The 21,987-nt window shown below is 65.5% G+C and carries 14 protein-coding genes, 1 other RNA gene and 1 pseudogene; 10 read left to right on the top strand and 6 right to left on the bottom strand.

Annotated features, from left to right (window positions below; genetic code table 11):
• Positions 1-787: 787 nt before the first annotated feature.
• Entirely contained in the window at positions 788-1,192 is a 405-nt protein-coding gene (locus tag V3B46_RS06945) for a DUF6165 family protein (protein ID WP_046982834.1), read from the top strand.
• Positions 1,193-1,210: 18 nt separating this feature from the next.
• On the opposite strand, the gene V3B46_RS06940 is transcribed toward V3B46_RS06945, so the two are convergent.
• Positions 1,211-2,257 carry a glycosyltransferase family 9 protein gene (locus tag V3B46_RS06940; protein ID WP_049400633.1) on the bottom strand — a complete coding sequence of 349 codons (1,047 nt, stop codon included), beginning with the start codon at positions 2,255-2,257 and terminating at the stop codon, positions 1,211-1,213.
• A 20-nt stretch (positions 2,258-2,277) separates the two neighbouring features.
• On the opposite strand from V3B46_RS06940, the gene V3B46_RS06935 reads away from it, so the two are divergent.
• The 3 genes and pseudogenes from V3B46_RS06935 to V3B46_RS06925 all read left to right on the top strand — a co-directional run bounded on the left by V3B46_RS06935 (position 2,278) and on the right by V3B46_RS06925 (position 4,180).
• On the top strand, positions 2,278-3,027 hold the full coding sequence (locus V3B46_RS06935; protein WP_049400634.1) for a 3-deoxy-D-manno-octulosonic acid kinase: 750 nt from the start codon (positions 2,278-2,280) through the stop codon (positions 3,025-3,027).
• On the top strand, positions 3,027-3,794 hold the full coding sequence (locus tag V3B46_RS06930) for an MBL fold metallo-hydrolase (protein WP_154262503.1): 768 nt from the start codon (positions 3,027-3,029) through the stop codon (positions 3,792-3,794). The genes V3B46_RS06935 and V3B46_RS06930 overlap by 1 nt, the downstream gene beginning before the upstream one ends.
• Positions 3,791-4,180, top strand: a pseudogene (locus V3B46_RS06925) (nuclear transport factor 2 family protein). Before V3B46_RS06930 ends, V3B46_RS06925 begins: the two are co-directional and overlap by 4 nt.
• A 76-nt stretch (positions 4,181-4,256) precedes the next feature.
• Here V3B46_RS06925 and ffs read toward each other — a convergent pair.
• An RNA gene (gene ffs, locus V3B46_RS06920) (signal recognition particle sRNA small type) lies at positions 4,257-4,353 on the bottom strand.
• A 300-nt stretch (positions 4,354-4,653) separates the two neighbouring features.
• On the opposite strand from ffs, the gene V3B46_RS06915 reads away from it, so the two are divergent.
• From V3B46_RS06915 to V3B46_RS06890, 6 genes are all read left to right on the top strand, one after another.
• Positions 4,654-4,971, top strand: coding sequence for a DMT family transporter (locus V3B46_RS06915; protein WP_329891479.1), 318 nt, complete (start codon positions 4,654-4,656; stop codon positions 4,969-4,971).
• Between the two features lie 357 nt (positions 4,972-5,328).
• A complete protein-coding gene (locus V3B46_RS06910) occupies positions 5,329-16,212 on the top strand; it encodes an autotransporter-associated beta strand repeat-containing protein (protein ID WP_329891478.1) in 10,884 nt (3,627 codons plus the stop codon).
• 215 nt (positions 16,213-16,427) lie between these two features.
• Entirely contained in the window at positions 16,428-16,838 is a 411-nt protein-coding gene (locus V3B46_RS06905; RefSeq protein WP_329891477.1) for a DUF3592 domain-containing protein, read from the top strand.
• A gap of 143 nt (positions 16,839-16,981) precedes the next feature.
• A complete protein-coding gene (locus V3B46_RS06900; RefSeq protein WP_329891476.1) occupies positions 16,982-17,242 on the top strand; it encodes a hypothetical protein in 261 nt (86 codons plus the stop codon).
• A 329-nt stretch (positions 17,243-17,571) separates the two neighbouring features.
• Positions 17,572-18,318 (top strand): DUF5343 domain-containing protein, encoded by a 747-nt coding sequence (locus V3B46_RS06895; RefSeq protein ID WP_329891475.1) that lies wholly within the window; start codon positions 17,572-17,574, stop codon positions 18,316-18,318.
• Positions 18,319-18,747: 429 nt separating this feature from the next.
• Positions 18,748-19,050 carry a hypothetical protein gene (locus V3B46_RS06890; RefSeq protein ID WP_329891474.1) on the top strand — a complete coding sequence of 101 codons (303 nt, stop codon included), beginning with the start codon at positions 18,748-18,750 and terminating at the stop codon, positions 19,048-19,050.
• A gap of 40 nt (positions 19,051-19,090) precedes the next feature.
• On the opposite strand, the gene V3B46_RS06885 is transcribed toward V3B46_RS06890, so the two are convergent.
• The 4 genes from V3B46_RS06885 to V3B46_RS06870 form a co-directional block, all read right to left on the bottom strand.
• The gene (locus V3B46_RS06885; RefSeq protein ID WP_329891473.1) at positions 19,091-19,450 is read right to left on the bottom strand and encodes a hypothetical protein; all 360 of its coding nucleotides are present in this window, start codon (positions 19,448-19,450) and stop codon (positions 19,091-19,093) included.
• Positions 19,451-19,479: 29 nt separating this feature from the next.
• Positions 19,480-19,782: a DUF3892 domain-containing protein gene (locus V3B46_RS06880; RefSeq protein ID WP_329891472.1), complete on the bottom strand. Its 303-nt coding sequence runs from the start codon at positions 19,780-19,782 to the stop codon at positions 19,480-19,482.
• Between the two features lie 311 nt (positions 19,783-20,093).
• Entirely contained in the window at positions 20,094-20,300 is a 207-nt protein-coding gene (locus V3B46_RS06875) for a hypothetical protein (RefSeq protein ID WP_329891471.1), read from the bottom strand.
• A 63-nt stretch (positions 20,301-20,363) separates the two neighbouring features.
• The gene (locus tag V3B46_RS06870) at positions 20,364-21,584 is read right to left on the bottom strand and encodes a hypothetical protein (protein WP_329891470.1); all 1,221 of its coding nucleotides are present in this window, start codon (positions 21,582-21,584) and stop codon (positions 20,364-20,366) included.
• Positions 21,585-21,987: the final 403 nt, after the last annotated feature.

The following is a 21,987-nucleotide window of genomic DNA, read 5'->3' as shown; positions in this document are numbered from 1 at the left end:
CAGAGGGGCTTGTTGCTCCAGATGGTTCCGTGCGTGGTGGATGGCATCGATGCCTTCCTTGGTCTTTGCAGGAACAGAAGAGGCCTGCCGGAAGGCAGCCCTTTTTCTTTATCTGGCGCGGGACGCGACGCGCTTTGCGCGTCGCCCCACACGTTGCTGCGCAACGCGTGGGCCCCTCCCTTTGCCGGCCTCTCCCCGCCCCTGTCGGGGCAGCCCCTCAACAGAGGGGCTTGTTGCTCCAGATGGTTCCGTGCGTGGTGGATGGCATCGATGCCTTCCTTGGTCTTTGCAGGAACAGAAGAGGCCTGCCGGAAGGCAGCCCTTTTTCTTTATCTGGCGCGGGACGCGCCGCGCTCTGCGCGTCGCCCCGCACGTTGCTGCGCAACGCGTGGGCCCCTCCCTTTGCCGGCCTCTCCCCGCCCCTGTCGGGGCAGCCCCTCAACAGAGGGGCTTGTTGCTCCAAATGGTTCCGTGCGTGGTGGATGGCATCGATGCCTTCCTTGGTCTTTGCAGGAACAGAAGAGGCCTGCCGGAAGGCAGCCCTTTTTCTTTATCTGGCGCGGGACGCGACGCGCTCTGCGCGTCGCCCCACACGTTGCTGCGCAACGCGTGGGCCCCTCCCTTTGCCGGCCTCTCCCCGCCCCTGTCGGGGCAGATGCATCAGTAGATCCACGCCATGCGTGGATGCTGTTCCTGCTGGCAGGCTCATCCACGCATGGCGTGGATCTACCCATTCCATCGCGAGCTGCGGGTTAAACTGCCCGCATCACCTGCTGGAGCTTTCCCCATGACCGCTGAAATCCTCGTCCCCGTTTCTTTCGGCGAGCTGCTGGACAAGATCTCGATCCTGCAGATCAAGTCCGAGCGCATCAGCGACGAGGGCAAGCTGGCCAATGTGCGCAAAGAGCTGTCGGCGCTGGAGCAGACCTGGATGGCACACCCGGCGGCGGTGAAGGACATCGCCAAGCTGCGTGCCGAGCTGAAGGCGGTCAACGAGCAGCTGTGGGACATCGAGGACGACATCCGCCTGAAAGAGAAGGCGCAGGCGTTCGACCAGGGTTTCATCGACCTGGCGCGCAGCGTCTACCTGCGCAACGACGAACGCGCGCGCATCAAGAAGGCGATCAACCTTGCGCTGGGTTCGGCGTACGTGGAAGAGAAGTCCTACCAGGATTACGCGCAGCGCGCGTAATCCGGGGCAGCCTGCCGCTCACCCCAGGTGATCGGCGACGTAGCGTTCGAAGGCCGCGATACCGTCTTCCACGGTGATCAGTTCCATCACATCGTCGAACTCGATCTTGGTGCCCCACTTCAGATCCGAGGCCTGCTTGGCCAGGTACTTGCGCGCGGCATCGTCGTAGCGGTCCACGCAGTAGCGGCGGTCGGAATACGGGCCGCTGCGGTTCGGGTTGCTGGCCGCATGCAGGCCCAGTACCTTGGCGCCCATCGCGTTGGCGATGTGCATCGGGCCCGAGTCCGGGGTCATCACCAGATTGGCGCGGGCCAGCAGCGCCGGCAGCTGCTTCAAGGTGTCCTTGCCGACCAGGTCAAGCGCCGGTGTGTGCAGCTGCGCCTGGATGGCATCGGCCATGCTGCGCTCCAGTTCGCTGCGGCCACCGCACAGCACCACCTGCCAACCGCGCTGTGCGGCGTGGTTGGCCACGGCGGCGTAGCGGTCTGCATACCAGTTGCGGCGCACGTGGCTGGAACAGGGCGAGATCATCAACACCGGGCGGCCATCGTCCTGCCATTGCGCGGCAGCCCACTCATACGCGGACTGTGGCACCGCCAGGTCCCAGCTGACCTCGGTCTGGCGCAGGCCAAGGGGTTCACAGAAACTGCCGATGGCATCCAGCACATGGATGCCGGGGCGGTCAGGAATGCGTTCGTTGATGAAGAGACCATGCAGGTCCTTGGAGCGGCTGCGGTCATAGCCGATGCGACGCTCTGCGGGAATGAAGGCCGACAGCAGATTGGCACGGAACGCCACCTGCATCTGCAACAGCGCTTCGAAGCGCCCCGGCGGCAGCTGCCTGCGCAGTTCCTTGACCCCGGCCATGCCGCTCTTCTTGTCGTAGGCATGGAAGGTGACACCGGGCAGGCCGTCGAGCAGCTTGTGGCCGGCCTTGTCGATGATCCAGTGGATCGGCGTATCCGGGCGCGCAGCCTGCAGGGTGCGCACGAGGGGCACCACGTGGGTGACATCGCCAAGTGCGGACAGGCGCAGGAGGCACAAGGAGGAGGACGCTGATGCCATGTGTTGTTAGACTCAATGAAATGGTCGCATTCGACGCCAATGAAGCGCTGACGCCATGCCGCGAGGGTCGCGGCATCGGGGCCATTCTGTTCGACCGCGAGCGGCTGCGGCAAGCCGAGATCGGCCTGTTCTCGCCCCAGCACTGGGGCAGCAGGGCTCGGCCGGTGGGCGAGGGCGGTCGTGGCAGTGCCTGGTTCGTCGATGCGCCGTTCGGCGCCAGCGTGCTGCGCCACTACCTGCGCGGCGGCCTGGCGGCGAAGATCAGCCATGACCAGTACCTCTGGCGCGGCGCGGACCGGACCCGCAGCTTCGCCGAATTCCGGCTGATGCGCGCGCTGCGCGAGAAAAAGCTGCCGGTGCCCCGGCCACTGGCGGCGTTCTACATGCGCGAGGGCCTGCGCTACCGGGCTGCGATCCTGATGGAGCGGATCGAGGGTGTCCGTTCGCTGGCCGACCGCGCGCTGGTCGCGGGGCGGGGCGCACCGTGGGAGGAGACCGGGCGGCTGATTGCCCGCTTCCATCGTGCCGGCCTGGACCATGCCGACCTCAATGCGCACAACATCCTGTTCGACGGCAACGGCCACGGCTGGTTGATCGACTTCGACCGCGGGGTGATCCGCATCCCGGCGACCGCCTGGCGCGAACGCAATCTCAAGCGCCTGCTGCGCTCGCTGATCAAGCTGCGCGGCGAGCGCAGCATGGAAGACGTGCAGAAGGATTACGCGCGGCTGCGCCGCGCCTATGACATGGCCTGGAACCGGGGCACCTGATGGACTGGTCGTTGCGTTTCCTCGGCGTCGGCAATGCGTCGGCGGTCGAGCTGGGGTCGCCGATGTCGGTGATCGAGCGCGACGGGCGTCCGTGGCTGACCATCGACTGCGGCGGCGAAGGCCTGACCGCGTTCAAGGCGCACTACGGCCACATGCCGCAGGCGTTGTTCGTCACCCATGTGCACCTGGACCACGTAGCGGGCTTCGAGCGGCTGTTCGTCGATACCTTCTTCAATGCGCACCGGCGCGGCAAGGTGCGCCTGTATGTGCCCGCCACGGTGGTGCCGCTGCTGCACAGGCGCATCGGGGATTACCCGAACGTGCTGGCCGAGGGCGGCGCCAACTTCTGGGATGCGTTCCAGCTGATCGTGGTGGGCGAGGCGTTCTGGCATGAGGGCGTGCGCCTGGAGGTGTTCCCGGTGCGCCACCACTGGCCGGAGACGGCCTATGGCCTGCGCCTGCAGGGCGCGCTGACCTGGAGCGGCGATACCCGGCCGGTTCCGGAGATGCTGGCCCGCTTCGCCAATGACAACGAACTGATCGCGCACGACTGCGGCCTGCACGGCAACCCGTCGCATACCGGCGTGGACGACCTGGAGCGCGAGTACAGCGCCGAACTGCAGGCGCGGATGATGCTCTACCACTATGCGAGCGCGGCCGACGGCCAGGCGCTGGCCGCGCGGGGGCACCGTGTGGCGCAGCCGGGGCAGTGCGTGCCGCTGGCCAACCCTACTGCACCGCACGTGCTGGTGCAGGATCCGCCGTGAGCGGTGCTGGCCAACCCGCCGACGCGGCGCTGGCTGCCGAGCTGGAGGCGCTGGAACGCGCGCTGCATGCGCCGCAGGTGCGGGCCGATCGCGAGCAACTGGCGGCACTTCTGGACGAGGATTTCAGCGAGATCGGCAGTTCCGGGCAATGCTACGGCCGAGATGCGGCGTTGCAGGAGATCCCGCTGGAGCGCGCGCAGGTGCTGATCGAATCGGAACAGTACGCGGTGTGGCTGTTGGCCGAGGATCTGGCCCAGGTGCGCTACCGCAGCCGCTATCAGCTCGATGGGCAGGCGCAACGCTAGGTACTGCGCAGCTCGCTGTGGCGCCGGCATGGGCAACGGTGGCGCGTGGTGTTCCATCAGGGCACGCCGGAAGCGCAGTAGCGCGGGGCCATGCCCGGCGAGGAGCGCCAACCAAGGTTGGCATGCAACAGAGTGGGCAGCGCCCGAAAAGGCGATGGCCCCGCCGGCTGACCTCGGCGCCCGCGTCGATCGATACCGTTGCTGCCTTCCGGCCCTGGCGGGATTTTCGACCTAGCGTCGCGAGGGGCCGACGGGGCCACCATAGAGACGTTGGCCGCCCAGTGGGCGGCCGGTTCACGGATCAGGGGAAGCAGCGCGCAATGCGCCGGAGACCACAGCCGGACTGCACATCGGCTGGCCGATGGCAGACGGCAACTATAGCGCAGGCAGGTACATCGACGCCAGCTTCGTGCACTGAATCGGCTGTAACCCGCGTCTGCCGGCAACGCCCCGCGCCGACCGGCGTTGCTAGAATGCCGGCCAGGAGGAACGACCTCCCCCACATCGGGAATCAATGACCAGGACGGCCTGGCCCTACCAAGAGGAGGGCTGTCATGGCCTGGATCTATCTGTTGTTCGCCGGCCTGCTGGAAATCGTCTGGGCCGTGTCCATGAAGCAGTCCGAAGGCTTCACCAAGCTCACCCCCACCTTGGTCACCATCATCGGCATGATCGCCAGCTTCTGGCTGCTGGCGGTGGCCATGCGCAGCCTGCCGCTGGGCACCGCCTACACGATCTGGACCGGCATCGGCGCGGTCGGTGCGTTCGTGGTCGGCATCGTCTTCCTCGGCGAGCAGGTCAGCCCGATGCGGATCGGTGCGGCGGTGCTCATCGTTTCCGGCCTGGTGCTGATGAAACTCTCGAGCAGCTGAATGCATTTAGTTGGGCGGAGAAAGGAATCTCCGCCTGCTGCAGGTATATGCATTTTCGGCAAAACCATTTTGTTCGCCCGTTTTATTTGACGTGCGTCATGAAAATAATGAGCGTGATTCACATGCCGCTGGCGCCGTCGGCCGCACAGTGCCGCCATTCGTCATGCGAAATCGGGGAGTTTTCGCCTTGACGGACACGTTGGCCTGCCTGTTCCAGGTGCGGTCGCGTGAAGATGTGAAGATTTTCAGAAGTTAATGACGCCAGGCCTTGTTCCCATGTCGGGAGCCGGGATGGGCCGCATTGCCTTCAAAAAACCTGCCTGCAGTGCCATCCGGTCTTTTCATGGAGATTTACCGATGAACCGCATTTACCGTCTGGTTTTCAATCGTGCCCTCGGCGTAATGCAGGTTGCTTCGGAGGTCGCCCAGAATCCCGGCGGAAGCGCGGTCTGCGCAGGGCGGGTGCCGCGATTGCGGGCGCACCAGTTGGCGGTGGCATTGGCTGCCACGCTGGCCAGTGGTTCGGTATTCGCGGCGTGCTCGACACCGGGCCCAACCATCACCTGCACCGGAACCACCAACAATTTCGTCGACGCCACCAACGGTGTCCAGGTGACCGTGGCAGCTGGCGCGAATGTAGGAAGTACCGCGGGCCTGGGTAATTCGATGACGTTGAGCGGCAACGGCATCCAGCTCACCAACAACGGCACGATCGGCACCAATGTCGGCCTCTTTGCTGCCTCCGGCGCGGTGCTTGGCAATGCCAGTGGCCAGGCGATCAGCGTTACCAACAGCGCGACCGGCACGCTTCAGGGCTTCATTGATATTGGCTCCCTGCTGGGCGCGAATGGCCGCGCGCTGTCTGTGCAGAATGGCGCAGGCGGTGTCACCACGATCAACAATGCCGGCACCGTCAACATGAATTTCCTGCTGGGCGGACTCGGCACGGCCGACGCGCCGGCCATCGTCAGCTACGGTGGCGCACAGACGATCCTGAGCAACAGCGGCGGGATTACCGGGCGGGTCGGATTGGCCGGCTCGACGCTGGGCAACTCGGTCAACAACAGTGGCACGATCACTGGCAGCGTCCATCTCGGTGATTCGGCGCAGGGGAATACCTTTACCGCCGTGTCCGGGTCCAGTGTGGCGAACGGGGCCGGGGCCTCGGCGGGAATTGATGTACTGGGTGGTATTTCGGTTTCGCTCGCCGCCGCAGGCACGGTCAATGCCGGCGTGGGCGCCGGCGCCGCCAGCAACACGCTGGTGCTGCAGAACGTTGCCAGCGGTCCGGGGTCCGGCACCGGCGGTGCAGTGACCACACTCGGCTGGAACCAGTACATCAACTTCCAGAGGCTGACTGTCAACAGCGGTACGTGGAACCTGCAGGGCGCATGGGGCGGAACCGGGCCGACGACGCTCAATGATGGCCTGGTCAATTTCAACAATGCCGGTTCCTTCGGCACAGGGCTGTTCACCGCCAACGGCGGTGCCATTGCGTCCTCCACCGCAGGTCTGAACCTGATCAACCCCTTCAGCCTCGGTGGCAATCTGTCCCTGTCCGGCTCCAATGCGTTCGGACTGGGCGGCGTGCTTTCCGGGACGGGCGGGCTCACGGTCAACAACACCGGCATCGTCACTCTTGGCGGAGCAAATCTGTTCTCCGGCGGCGTCAACCTCAATGCAGGCGGTCTGGTGCTTGGCAATGCCAGCGCGCTCGGCAGCGGCAATCTGACCGTCGGCGGCACGGCATCGCTGGATACCTCGGCCAACTTCAATCTTGGCAACAACCTCGTCATCAACGGTGGCGGCACGCTCAACCTGCTGGGCAGCAATGGGCTGGGCCTGAATGGTTCGATCTCCGGCGCAGGCAATCTGATCAAGGCAGGTGCCGGCACATTGACCTTGAATGGTGCCAACACGCTTGCAGGCACGTTCTCCATTACCGGTGGTGCGCTGGCACTGGGCGCTGGTGGCAGCCTGTCGCCGACAAGTGCGATCTCGCTGAGCGCAGGTACCAACCTCGACCTCTCGGTTGCGGCCAGCCAGACCATCGGCTCACTCGCCGGATCCGGTGCGCTCAACCTCGGCCCGCGCAGCCTCACATTGGGTGGCCTGAACACCAGCACCAGCTTCTCCGGCGTCATCGGTGGTGTCGGCGGCGCGCTCGTCAAGGTCGGTACGGGTACCCAGACCTTGTCTGGTTCCAATACCTTCACCGGTGGCGTCGCGCTCAACGGCGGCGGCCTGCTGCTGGGCAATGCAGGCGCGCTGGGTACTGGAGCACTCAGTGTTGGCGGCAACGTGTCTCTCGATGGCACCGGGGCGCTCGCTCTCGCCAACGCGGTCAATCTGGGCGCCGGCAGCATCCTCAATCTGTCCGGCAACCAGGCGTTGACCTTCAATGGCGTGATCGGTGGCACCGGCAGCCTGGTCAAGAACGGCGCGGCCACCCTGACCCTCAACAACGCCAACACGTTTGGTGGAGGGCTGTCGCTCACGGCTGGAGGCCTGGTGCTCGGCAATGGCGGTGCGCTCGGAACCGGCGCATTGAATGTAGGTGGTGCTGTGACGCTTGATGCCAGTTCGGCACTGACCGTGGGCAACGGCATCAACCTGGGGTTGGGTGGTTCGCTCAACGTGCTGGGCTCCAACGCGCTGACGCTGGGCGGCGTGATCGGTGGTACCGGCAGCCTGATCAAGAACGGCGCCTCCACACTCACGCTGGGTGGGGCCAACGCGTTCACCGGCGGTCTGAACGTGAACGCAGGAAAGGTGGCACTGGCCAGTGGCGGCAGTCTGGCAGCCACCGGGGCGGTGAGCCTGGCGGGGGCCGGCGCCGAACTGGATATCTCGCTCGGTGGCAACCAGACCATCGGTGCGCTGTCCGGTGTGGCGGGCAGCACTCTTTCGTTGGGCAGCAGCACGCTCACCTTCGGTGATGCCACCAACCAGACCTTCGCCGGCGTGATCGGTGGCACCGGTGGCCTGATCAAGCAGGGCGCCGGCGTGCAGACGCTGACTGGCGCCAACACCTTCAGCGGTGGGGTGAATCTTGCGGCAGGTGGCCTGCTGCTGGGCAACGCCGGCGCGCTGGGAAGCGGTGCGGTGACGGTCAGTGGTAATGGTCTGCTGGACACCACCGCAGCCATGAGCCTGGGCAATGCGATCAACCTCGGCGCAGCGCTGACCCTGCCGGGCAGCCAGAACCTCACCCTGGGCGGTAACATCACCGGCACCGGCAGCCTGACCAAGAACGGTGCCTCGCAGCTGACCTTGAACGGCACCAATGCCTTCAGCGGTGGCGTGAGCCTCAACGCCGGCAGCCTGCTGCTGGGCAACAGCGGTGCACTCGGCACGGGCGCGTTGAGCGTGGGTGGCAATGCATCGCTCGATGGCATTACGGCATTGAACCTGACCAACGATGTGGCATTGGCAAGCGGAGCATTGCTGTCGTTGCCAGGCACGCAGGCGGTCACGCTTGGCGGCGTGGTTTCCGGCGCCGGTGGCCTGGTCAAGAACGGTGCCACCACGCTTACCCTCAACGGTGCCAATACCTTCGGTGGCGGCGTGGTGCTCAACGGCGGTGGCCTGATGCTGGGCAACGCCGGAGCGCTGGGCAGTGGCCCGTTGGGTGTGGGCGCAAACGCCACCCTCGATAGTTCGGTGGCATTGAATCTGGCTAACGCCATCGACCTGGATGCTGGAGCGCAGCTGAGCCTGACCAGCAACCAGAACGTCGCGCTGGGCGGACTGGTCTCGGGCACGGGTGGCTTGATCAAGACCGGTACCGGCGTGCTGTCGTTGAACAACAGCAACACCTTCGGCGGTGGTCTTGCATTGAATGCCGGCGGCCTGTCGGTGGGCGCCAACGGTGCGCTCGGTACCGGGGCGCTGAACATTGGCGGCAGTGTTTCCCTGGATGCGAGCGCACCGGTTTCGCTGGCCAATGCGGTGAACCTGGGCGCCAATACACTGACCCTGCCCGGCAGCAACAACCTCACCCTGACCGGTGTGGTGGGTGGAACCGGTGGCCTGATCAAGAACGGTACCTCGACGCTGACGCTGTCCGGTGCGAATACCTTCCTCGGGGGTTCCACGGTCAATGCCGGCACGCTTGCACTGGGTGCAGGTGGCAGCCTGGCCGCGGCCGGTGCGGTGGATCTTGCTGGTGCCGGTGCAACGCTGGACATCTCCGCAGCGGGGGCGGGCCAGACCATCGGGGCGTTGAACGGCGTCGCCGGCAGCCTGGTGACACTGGGCGCGCAATCGCTCACCTTCGGCGGAGCCAGTAACGGCGCATTTGCCGGTGTCATCGACGGCAGCGGTGGATTGATCAAGATCGGTGCGGGCGTGCAGACCCTGTCCGGCGCCAACACGTTCAGCGGTGGCGTGGCACTCAATGCCGGAGGGCTGGTGCTGGGCAATGCGGGCGCGCTGGGTACAGGGGCGCTGGGGATCGGTGGCAACGTCAGCCTGGACAGCACGGTTGCGTTGAATCTGGGCAACGCCGTGAATTTCGGCGCGGGCACCCAGCTGACCCTGGGTGGTAGCAGCGATGTCGCGCTCAGCGGTGTGGTGGCGGGCGCCGGCAACCTGGTCAAGAACGGTACTGGCCTGCTGACCCTCAACAACAGCAATACCTTCGGAGGTGGCTTGGCCTTGAATGGCGGCGGTCTGGTGGTCGGTGCCAATGGCGCACTGGGTACCGGCGCGCTGGCCGTGAATGCGAGCACCACGCTGGATGCCGGTGCTGCGGTCAGCCTGGGCAATGCGGTCAATCTGGGCTCGGGTGTTGCGCTGACCCTGCCGGGCAGCAATGCGCTGACGCTGTCAGGTGTGATCGGAGGCAACGGCAGCCTGATCAAGAGTGGTGCGGCCACGCTGACGCTGTCCGGCGCCAACACCTACACCGGTGGCACCACCATCAGTGCCGGCACGCTGGCGTTGGGGGTGGGTGGCAGCCTCGCTGCAGCGGGTGACGTCACCCTCGGCAATGCTGGTGCGGGCTTCGACATCTCCGGCGCAGGTGGCAACCAGACCATCGGTGCACTCAGCGGCGTGAGCGGAACGACGTTGGCCCTGGGGGGCAACTCGTTGACCTTCGGCAGCGCAACCAACGCAGCATTCGACGGCGTGATCAGTGGCGGTGGTGGTCTGGTGAAGGTGGGCGCGGGCGTGCAGACGTTGTCCGGTGCCAACACGTTTGGCGGCGGCGTGACGCTCAACGCAGGCGGGCTGGTACTCGGCAATGACGCGGCGCTGGGCACCGGTGCACTCACCGTCGGTGGTGCCGCGACGCTGGATACCATCGGCCTGGCGGCACTGACCAACAACATCGCGCTCAACGCCGGCCTGACCGTACTGGGCACCAATGCACTGACGCTCAACGGAGTGATTTCCGGTGCCGGCAGCCTGACCAAGAATGGCGGCGCAACGTTGACCCTGAACGGCATCAACACCTATACCGGTGGTACCAACATCAACGCCGGCACACTGGCGCTGGGTGCCGGTGCAAGCCTGGCGGCGAGCGGCACAGTGAACCTCGCCACTGGCGCTACGCTGGATCTGTCGGCCGGCAGTGGCACGCAGGTGTTCGGCACCCTGGTCGGCAACGGTACGGTCAACCTGGGCGCCAATTCGATCGAAGTCGGCGGGGCGACCAATGGCACCTTCAGTGGCTCTATCGCAGGTACGGGTGGCCTGACCAAGGTCGGTGCGGGCATCGAGACGTTGACCGGTGCCAACACCTACACCGGCGGCACCTTCATCAATGCCGGCACACTGGCGATCGGTCCGGGCGGCAGCCTGGCGGCCACCGGTGCAGTGACCCTCACCGCAGCGGGAACCGCCTTCGACATCTCGACGTCCGGTGCCAGCCAGACCATTGGTTCGTTGGCCGGGGTGACCGGCTCCACGGTCAGTCTGGGCGCGCAGTCGCTGATCCTCGGCGGGAACGGCAACAGCGTGTTCGACGGCGCGATTTCCGGCACCGGTGGCCTGGTCAAGAACGGCACCGGCATCCTCACGCTGGGCGGCGCCAACCTGTTCAGCGGCGGCCTGGCGCTCAATGGCGGTGGCCTGGTGATCGGCAACAGCGCCGCGCTCGGCACCGGTGCGCTGACCGTGGGGGCCAGCGCTACGCTGGATGCTTCGACCGCGGCCAACCTGGCCAACAACATCACGCTGGCATCAGGTGCCAACCTCAACCTGCTGGGCAGCAATGCACTGACCCTGGGCGGCATGGTTTCCGGTACCGGTGGCCTGATCAAGAACGGTGCGGCCACCGTGACCCTGACCGGTGCGAATACCTACACCGGAGGCACCACCATCAACAGCGGCACGCTGGCCATCGGTGCTGGTGGCAGCCTGGCATCGACCGGTGCGGTGAACCTGGCCGGTACCGGTACCCTCGATATCTCTGCGGGCAACCAGAGCATCGGCTCGCTTGCCGGTGTGGTCGGCAGCACCGTGGCGCTGGGTGGTAGCTCACTGAACCTGGGCGGCACCGTTGACAGCACCTTCAATGGCGCGATCACCGGCAACGGTGGCCTGATCAAGAACGGCGCAGGCGTGCAGACTCTCAATGGGGCCAGCACCTTCAGTGGTGGTGTAACGCTCAATGCGGGCGGCCTGGTGGTCGGCGACGATGCCGCTCTGGGCAGCGGGGCGGTAACGGTGGGTGGCAACGGCACGCTCGATTCGAACACTGCGGTGACGTTGGCCAACAACTTCGTCCTCAACGCCGGGCTGACCGTACTGGGCAGCAACAACCTCACTCTCAACGGCAGCCTGAGTGGCACCGGCTCGCTGACCAAGGAGGGCGCGGCGACGCTGACCTTGAACGGTACCAATACCTATACCGGTGGCACCTTCATCAATGCCGGTACGTTGGCGTTGGGCGCCGGCGCGAGCTTGAATGCCAGTGGCATCGTCAACCTGGCCAGTGGTGCGACTTTCGATCTGTCGGCGGGCAGCGGCACGCAGCAGTTCGGCACCCTGATCGGCAACGGCACGGTGAACCTGGGCGGCAACACCTTGACCATCGGCGGTCCCAGCGACGGCACCTTCAGCGGTTCGGTCGGCGGCACCGGTGGGCTGATCAAGGAAGGCACCGGCACCCAGACCCTGACCGGGGCCAATACTTTCACTGGTGGCACCACCATCAATGCGGGCACGCTGGCGATTGGCGCCGGAGGAAGCCTGGCAGCAAATGGCGCGGTGACACTGGCCAACGCCGGGACAGCGTTCGATATTTCTGCCGGTGGTGCGCAGAGCATCGGATCACTGGCTGGTGTTGCCGGCAGTACGGTCGCGCTCGGCGGCAGCACGCTGACCCTCAATGGCGTAGGAAACACGACCTTCGCTGGTGACATTACCGGTACCGGTGGCCTGGTGAAGAATGGTGCTGGCCTCCAGGGCCTGACCGGCAGCAATACCTTCAGCGGTGGCGTGGCGCTCAACGCCGGTGGCCTTGCCTTGGGTAACAACAATGCACTGGGAACCGGCACGCTGACCGTGGGCGGCAATGCCAGCCTGGACGGCACCAGCGCGCTGACGCTGGCCAATACCGTGCAGCTGGCCAGCGGCACGCTGACCCTTGCCGGCAGCAACGCGCTGACCTTGAACGGCCCGATCAGCGGCGCTGGCGGCCTGCTCAAGGATGGCGCAGCAACGGTCACCCTGGGCGGTGCCAGCAGCTATACCGGTAACACCACCATCAACAGCGGCACGCTGGCGGTGGCGGCCGGTGGCAGCCTGTCGGGTGCGAGCACGGTCAATCTGACCGGTGCCGGTACGCTGGACATCAGTGCCGGTGGCAACCAGAGCATTGGTGGCCTGGCCGGCGTAGCCGGATCCAGCGTGGTGCTGGGTGGTGCGACCCTGACCACCGGCGGCAACAACGGCAGCACCACCTTCGGCGGTGTGCTCAGTGGCACCGGTGGCCTGGTGCAGAGCGGCACCGGCACGCTGACCCTGAGCGGCGACAACGTCTATACCGGTGGCACCACCATCAACGGTGGCAGCACGCTGCAGCTCGGCAACGGTGGCAGCACCGGTTCGGTGCTGGGCGACATCACCAACAACGGCAGCCTGGTCTACAACCTCGGCACTACGGCAACCGTGGGTGGGGTGGTCAGCGGCAGCGGTGGCCTGACCCAGGCCGGCAGCGGCACGCTGGTGCTGACCGGCGACAACACCTACACCGGTGGCACCACCATCAATGCCGGCGGCACGCTGCAGATCGGCAACGGCGGTGCGACCGGTGCGATCGTTGGTGACATCACCAATAATGGCGCGCTGGTATCCAACGTGGCCGGCAACACCACGCTGGGCGGCACCATCAGCGGCGCTGGTGGCCTGACCCAGGCCGGCAGCGGCACGCTGACCCTGACCGGCAACAACACCTATACCGGCGGTACCACCATCAATGCCGGTGGCACGCTGCAGGTCGGCAATGGCGGGGCGACCGGTGCGATCACCGGCAACGTCGCCAACAACGGCAGCCTGGTCTTCGACGTGGCGGGCAACACCAGCGTCGGTGGCGCGATCAGTGGCAGCGGTGGCCTGACCCAGGCGGGCAGCGGTGTGCTGACCCTGGTCGGCAACAACAGCTACACCGGCGGCACCACCATCAACAGCGGTGGCACGCTGCAGGTGGGCAACGGTGGGGCGACCGGTGCGATCACCGGTGACATCACCAACAATGGCGCGCTGATCTCCAACGTCGCAGGCGACACCCTGCTGGGCGGCAGCATCAGCGGCAGTGGCGGGCTGACCCAGGCCGGCAGCGGTACGCTGCTGCTGACTGGCACCAACACCTACACCGGCGGTACCACCATCAATGCCGGTGGCACGCTGCAGCTGGGCAATGGCAGTGCGAGCGGTTCGATCGTCGGTGACATCACCAACAACGGTTCGCTGGTGTCCAACGTGGCCGGCAACACGACGCTGGGCGGCACCATCAGCGGCAGCGGCGGCCTGACCCAGGCCGGCAGCGGCACACTGACCGTGACCGGCAACAATACCTATACCGGCCCGACCACCATCAACACCGGCGGTACCCTGCAGGTCGGCAATGGCGGCGCGACCGGCGCGATCGGCGGCAGCGTCACCAACAACGGCAGCCTGATCTTCAACGTGGGCGGCAACACCACCGTCGTCGGCGCCATCAGCGGCAGTGGAGGCCTGACCCAGGCCGGCAGCGGCACGCTGATCCTGGGCGGTAACAACACCTATACCGGCGGCACAACCATCAACACCGGCGGCACGCTGCAGGTGGGCAACGGCGGCGCGAGCGGGTCGATTGCCGGCAACGTCAGCAACAACGGCAGCCTGGTGTTCAACGTCGGTGGCAACACCACCGTCGGTGGCACCATCAGTGGCAGCGGTGGCCTGACCCAGGCCGGTGCTGGCACCATCACCCTGACCGGCAACAACACCTACACCGGCGGCACCACCATCAACGCCGGTGGCACGGTGCAGGTCGGCAACGGGGGGGCCAGTGGTTCCATCACCGGTAACATCACCAACAACGGTGGCCTGATCGTCAACACCGGTGGCACCACCACGCTGGGCGGCACCATCAGCGGTGGCGGCAGCATCGTGCAGGCCGGTCCGGGGGGCCTGAACCTTGGCGGCAACAGCGGTGGTTTCAGCGGTACCGGCCAGGTCACCGGCGGTGGCCTGAATGTCACCGGCAACGTCGGCGGCCAGTGGACCATCGGCAGCGGCACCACGCTGTCCGGCACCGGCACCATCGGTGGCACCGGCGGTGGCGTGACCGTATCCAGCGGCGGCGTGCTGTCGCCGGGCAATGGTCCGGGTAATGGCAGCGGTGCGGGCAACGGCACCGGCACGATCACGGTGGGTGGCAACCTGACCTTGTCGCCGGGCAGCACGCTGGGCATCGATCTTGGTGCCACCGGCAGCGACACGGTGCAGGTGGGTGGCAGTGCCAACGTGGGCGGCAGCAACGTGGTGGTGAACACCATCTCGCCCAGTACCAGCTACCAGCAGGGCCAGCAGTACACCATCGTCAACGCCGGCGGTGGCGTGAGCGGCCAGTTCGCCTCGGCCACCTCGCCGTCGGCGTTCCTCACCATCACGCCGGTCTACAGCGCCAACACGGCCAACCTGCAGATCGACGTTGCACAGACCGCAGCGTTCGTGACCGCTGCCGATACCCGCAACCAGTTCAACACGGCTGCCGCACTGGACAGCCTGCCGCAGACCGGTGCGGCGCTGGGCCTGTACAACACGCTGCTGATGTACGACGCCGGTACCGCGCGCAGCGCCTTCGATCAGCTGTCCGGCGAAGTCCATGCAGCCGGTCGCGCGGTGCTGCTGTACGACAACTACCTGGAAGAGGGCATCCGTCAGCGCCTGGGCAGCGAGCTGCCGACGGTGCGCGGCGAGCGCGCGTCGGCGTGGCTGGCCGGCAGTGGCAAGGTCTTCACCCAGGACGGCGATGGCAACGGCGATGAGATCCGTGCCAATCGCAATGCGCTCATGGCCGGTGTCGACTGGCAGCTCGGCGAACATGGGGTGCTGGGTGCGGCCGCCGGCAACGAGCGGCTGGACACACGGCTGTACGAGCGAAGCTCGCGCGCCCGGCTGCGTGGCAACACCTTCGGTCTGTATGCGCAGGGGCAGTGGAACAATGGCTTCGCGGTCGGCGGCAGCGTATCGCGTGGTGACTACCGCACGCGTACCACGCGTGAGGTGCCGCTGCTGGGCCAGACCCTGTACAGCCGCCAGGATTCGGACGTGACCATCGCCCAGGTGGAGGGTAGCTGGACCTGGACCCACGGCGGGACCCAGCTGCAGCCGTACGTGCAGTTCACCAAGCACTGGGTCGACAGCGACCGTGCAGTGGAGCAGGGCGGGAGTGCTGCGCTGGTGCTGGAGGGCGGCAAGGACACGCTCAATGTCAGCACCGTGGGCGTGCGCGGGCGCTGGGATGTCGGCAGCGGTGAACGCTACCCGGCGCAGCTGACGGTCGGGCTCGGCTGGCAGCACGCTTCGGGTGATACCGATGTGGCCAGTCGCCAGAGCTTCGCGGTGGGAGGGGCGGCCTTCGATGTTTACAGCGCGGTGATGGCGCGCAATGCGCTGGTCAGCCAGCTGGGGGTGGCGGTGGGACTGGGTCGCAACAGCCAGCTCTCGTTGTTCGTCCAGGGCCAGCATGGCGACGGCCGTCGTGACGTCGGCGGGCAGTTGAACCTGCGCGTGGGTTTCTGAGGGGAGCGGACCAGCGGTGGATCCAGGCGGTACGTGGGTGACAGCGGGGCGGGAGGAGTGCAGCTCCCGCCCCCTGTGCACAGCGTCGATACCGGCGCTGACGTGCTGAAGGGGCTGGCCGCAGTTGGGCTATGTTTGCAGCGAGCGGGATCGACCGGGCGACAGGAACGCGCCGGCCCTGCTTGTCGTCCCGTCTGCAATGGAGCTGCCCCGCAATGCCAGAACCTTCCCTTTCCCGGACCGACCGGATCATGCGCGGTCTGGCGTTCGGCGCCATGGGTCTGTTGATGCTGGTCGTCGTCGGCGTTGAAGTGAACCATCGCCTGGCGTTCCTGCGGGACGCGCAGATCGCCGATGGCCACGTCGAGCGCCTGAACGCGGGCGGGTCGCATCCGCAGGTGGCCTTCACCACGGCGGCCGGCGAACGGGTCTCCTATCCGCAGGGGGGCATGATCTTCGGCTACGAGCCGGGCCAGGCCGTGCGCGTGCTGTATCGGCCCGAGCGCCCGTCCCTGGAGCCGGCACTCGACAGCTTCGGCGCACTGTGGGGGATGACCCTGATGGTGGCGCTGATCGGGCTGACGTTCGTGGGTATTGCCCTGCGCGCAGTGTTCGGACGGAAGTGAGCGTTGAAAGGGTCGACGGCCAAATGAAGAAGCCGCCCAGTGGGCGGCTTTTTCATTTGTCTGGCGGAGAGAGGGGCGCATCCCTGCACTCGATCCCGGTGTGCGCTGCACCCCGGAACCCGCCTGCGGCGGTCTGTCCGTGCATGTCGCGCATCTGCAGGTGGGCGGACCCCACCTACCGGGAGCGCGCCCGGGGCTTCCACCGCGACGAACGCACCTACCGCTGGCAGCACATCGAGTCCGGGCGGATCGTGTCCCGGACCAAGGCTGAAATGCGCGAGGAGCTCGGCTTGCGGCCCGATTCTCTGAACGGCCTCGTGGCCGGACGCATCCAGACATCCCGGGGCTGGCGCATGGGGCGCCGGTCCCTGCTGGGCGAGAGTTCGCGTTGGATCTTTCCATGAACGCATCATCCACCTACCTCCTGAGCCGCAAAAAAGGGTCGTTGATAGCATCGCCCGGGCAGCAACAGGTCCGAGAGTCTTGCGGAATGAGACGGCATGGAGGCTCAAGGTTAGCTCGGTCTAGGATAAGTTCGTCTAGACCATCAACCTGAATGAACTCTTTTGTCTTCTAAGATATTGATTTTCAAAGACACATAGGAATATCGTCTATGTGTTTCGCGCAAATAACATTCTTTTAACAAAAATTTGCGCGAGATGAGTTGCATGGATGAGTTCGTCATGTCATTCTATGTGCAACTCGTGCCATCTGAGGCCGGGGAAGGACCCATATGAACGACAAGACCGTGAAGCCACCCTACATCACCTACAAGACTTGGCAGTGGCTCATTGACGAGCTGCGGAGTCATGAGGTCATCCCGGGAGTGATCGACCGCAGCTACCTGAGCAAGCGGTCCGGCTCCGAGCAGTCGGCTCTCATTGCGGCAATGAAGTGGTTCAGCCTGATTGACGACTCCGGCGCTCCAACTCAGCTTTTGCGCGACTACATCGTTGCGAACGAGAACGAAGCTGCTGCGATGTTCAAGAAGATGGTCGAGCAGTCCTACAGCGCGGTCACTGATGGTTCTTTCGCGCTTGGAAGTGCGACGACCAACATGCTCGCGGACAAGTTCCGCGAGTACGAGATCAGCGGTTCCACGCTGACGAAGTCCATCAGTTTCTTCCTGTCGGCGGCGAAGGACGCAGGAATCAAGGTCAGCCCGCACGCGAAGGCTCCCCCGGCTCCGAACAACGGCGGTACGAAGCGAAAGATCAAGACGCCGACGCCGCTGCCGCCGACGCCTCCGGCAGTGCCTGACGCTCTTGGGCACGGGAGCAAGCCCAGGCCGCCGCGAGAGGGGATGGTCGCAATCCCGATCCCGATCTTCGGGGGGCAGGACGGCGTTATCTACTTGCCCGACCAGATGACTGCGAAGCAGTGGGAAAACGTCATCAAGATGACGGAGTTCATCTTGCAGAACTATCGCGACACGATGGCCGAGGAGCCGATGCCGAGCCAAAACAAGGAGGATGGCTGATGAGGAGAGTAGTGGGCTGCTCGCGTAAAACCGCCGCCGCGAGTGGCCGAGAAAAAGCAACGCCCCAACCCAAGTCCCCGTCTACCAAACAGGCTTGAGTTGAGGCGCGAGGCGGACAACGGCATGGCAGTAAGGGCGTCCCTCTGCCGGTACCGAGGCCCTTGACACGGCAAAGAGTATACCTCTTTGAACTCCGGTATTCCATATCGCCCTCCTCATGCCGACTTGAGGAGGACTTATGTCCGGTGCCAAGACGGTGCATGTTTGCGCGTATACCCGGTTCCGCAAGGGTCGTTTGGAATACGTTTGCCAGCATTGGCGCAGCCCTCCGGGCTAAGCGCAGCACCCGGGAGCGCCTTTCGGGGCGCCTCCCGTCAAGCTTGGCGACATGATCTCTTCGAGTAGGTCTAGAAATCTAAAGGAGAAGCAATGGGACGTAACGATCACATGGAAGACGATGGCTTTAATGACTTCTTACAGGAGGTTCTCAGTGGAGAGTCTCTCGAAGGTGCGGCTGAAGGAATCACCAAACTTGTCATAGATAAGGGCATGGACTCTCTCACCGACAAGCAGAAATTTGTCTTTAGGCGGGACGTGCTGGACGTTTACACGCTGGATGGGTGCTCTCGGTGCGAAGCGCCCATTCCGTGGTCTGAAATGTATGCCGCCACCGACAACGGCGGATTGTGCAACTACTGCTGGTATATGTCCGAGAAGATCAAACACGAGTAATACGACATCAGTTTGAAGGCCGCCTATGGGCGGCCTTCTTTTAGGTGTAACCTCTCGCCGCCTGATGGGCCGCGTCACAGGCGGCATGAATCAGGCGGGTGTTCTCGGGCGTGTAGCCATCGACTGCTCGGGTGCGGTCCAGAACCGCGCCTCGCTCTGGCAGGGACTCGTTGCAAAGCGGGCAGAGCCCTTCTTGCTCTTTCATCTTGAGCTGCTTCAAGCGCCGCCGGACCATCGGCTTGCTGCGCTCGTCGTGCATCAGTTCCTTGTAGACCTTGCGGCGGTAGGCAAAGAGCAGTTCCTTGTTGCCGCCGCTCAAGTCCACGAGCCTCGCTCGCACTTCATCGAGCAAGGCGCGGGCGAGGTCGAGTTGTTCGGGCGTCAGTCGGGGATTGGCCATGCGCTCAAGATAGCCCGCATCCCCGCCGCTCAGAACTCGGGCAGGTTTTCGAGGTTGTCCCGAGCCTGTCCGTTGTCCACGGTTTTGATGTACTCGACCCCGTTGACCTTGATGATGTAGACCGGCTGGCCTTTCTGCCACTGCCCGTTCGTTTGGGGGACGGTGATGAACGTAACGCCGTCCTTGATCGCTTTGACGACGGTAGCGCGCTCGTGCTCGGCAGCGGGGCCGAAGCTATCGCCGTTGTCCTGATGGATGCGTACTCGGTCGATATGCGTGTGCGCCGGGTAGTACCGAACAGCCGAAATGCCGTAATCCGCCCACTTGGCCATGTTGCCCCCTGCGTTGATTGGTAGGCACGTTGTAGCGGGGCGGCTTCGCACAGGCTGCGACCAGAAAACAAAAAGGCCACCTCGACGGGTGGCCTTTTCGCCCACCTGGCCCAGCACATCAGGCGTAGTAGGTCTTTTAGTAGGGTAGCCCCGGAGCTGCTTGGCCGAAGCCACTACCTACTGGATAACTGGCGGAGAGAGGGGGAGCCGGTTGAATCCGACCCAACCCCTTGAACCGCGAGGCATTCACAAACCGGACTGGTGCCCTGTTTTGTGCCCCGCGCATTGTAGCGGTTTGGCTTGGCGGCTGGCTACGCTTTTGCCTGCTTCTCGCGGGCGCGGCGGTTGCCTTCTTCAATCATCCTGCGGACAGTGCTGTTCAACTCCGCTTGCGACTGTGCAAGCGCTTCGGCTCGCTGGTGGGCGCGCCGTGCCCCTTCGGGGTCAAAGCGTCCGTTAATCCAGTTCGCCGGGTTCTCCTCCGGGAAATCTTCAAAGTATTCCGACCATTCGCCCACGGCATGCCTCCCAAGGCAGATTGTGGGCGAACGATACCCCGCCAGAAGGGGGAACCGCTAGGGCTACCGCCCTGGCGGCTTGGGGCCACGCGCCAGTGGCCCGACCGGCTTGGACATCGCCGCCCGTGGCGCGGCCGGTGGCCGCGCGGCGGGGCGGGGCGTAGCCCCAAACCGTGCGGCACGCGCAGCGCGTGCCGCTGCTTTGGCAGCGAACGATACCGGCACCGTGCGCACGGGTTCCGACGCCCTCGCTCGCAACTTACGACCGCCCCGCGCCTTCGACCGGCTGCCATAGAAGGCAAGGCTCGCCGTGCTCGCGTGGCCCATCGCTGCCGCCGCTTCCTCCGCGCTCATCGTGCCGGACGAAACGGCTGCTTTCAGTTCGCTGCCCTGCTGGTGGCGGAAGGAGTAGCAGGAAATCCCGGCCCCGGCCTTCAATGCGCGATTGAGGCTGCGCACGTCCGCTTCCGTGGTCGCCATCGTCCAGTGCCCGCCCTTTGCTTCGACCCTCGCCGCTAGTTCCGCCGCAGCGCCTTTGTCGGCAGGGAAGGCAAGCCCCCGCGCTTGTTGGCCGCGGTTCGTTCCGTTCCACTTCGCCCCGTGGAGGGTGGCGTGCAGCACTCGCCGCCCTTTCGCTGTCCGGCCTACGCGTAGGGACACGCCCGCCCGCAGTTCGGCGGGCCGGCAACCCGTCAGGGCCAACACTGCCAGCCGCTCCGCGTGGCGCTCTAGGACGCGCTCTTGCCGTCCCAGCAGAACACCGATGGCCAAGTCCGGCGCTGGCGCCCCCGTGCTGCGCTTCGACTTCGACACCGGGCGCGTGCCAGCGGCCTTCATCTCGGCCGCCTTGTGCGTCCACGTCTGGCGGTGCGACTGGAGAAACATTTCATCCAGCACGGCCGCCAGCCTGAAAGCCCGCTCCGTGCGGCGCTGGGCGCTGGCAATGTCGCCGCGCTCGCGTGCCCGCTCGCTCGACGCCCGCCATGCCCGCACGTCCTGCTCCACGCAGTAGCGGGTGGCGGTGCGCAGGAAGTCCCAGTGCGCGCGGGTCGTGGCGGCTTCCAGTGGCGTTTGGCCGGTCGCCCGCAGGTTGTCGTAGGCGCGCCGATACTTCGCCGCCGTGGCCGCCCCGACTTCGCGCTTGGGGCAGTCGGCCAGCACCGCGCGCGTCTGCTCGTCGGCGTGAAGCGTCCACGGCTTGCCGCTGCGTTGCGCTGCCAGCCGTGCCCGCCGCTCACGCTCGCCGAGTGCCGCGCCGTGCGCCTTCGCCCAACCGTCGGCCACGGCCGCCGGTGTGGGCTTCGCCGCACGGGTCGCACGGCTCCCGCCGTGCTCCGCTCCGCGTGCTAGGGCTGGCGCCCTGGCACGCTCCGCCGCCCCTGCGCTCCCGCTCCGGGGCGTGGGGGCTGCGCCCCCGTGGCCGCTTTTCGGCTTCCGCTCCCGCTCCAGCCTGCGACCACTCCCCCCATTGTCGGACGCTTTCGCGTCCGACAATGGGGAAGGGCTGTTCTTGGCTTTGCTGCGACTAAAAAACACCGGGGCGGCTCGCGTGAAATGGCTATACCTTCAGGGTGCCATTTCTCCGGTGGACCGCAAGGGGCAGCGCTTGCGTTTTCTTTCCGGTGTTTTAGTTTCCGGATATGAGCAAGCAAGAAGCACGCGCCCGAGGCATGCGCCGCATGCGGGC

The sequence above is a fragment of the Stenotrophomonas sp. SMYL11 genome (assembly GCF_036320005.1).
In the GTDB taxonomy this organism is placed as follows: domain Bacteria; phylum Pseudomonadota; class Gammaproteobacteria; order Xanthomonadales; family Xanthomonadaceae; genus Stenotrophomonas; species Stenotrophomonas maltophilia_A.
The sequence above is the reverse complement of the archived record's forward strand: the minus strand, read 5'-3'. Positions and strand labels throughout refer to the sequence as shown.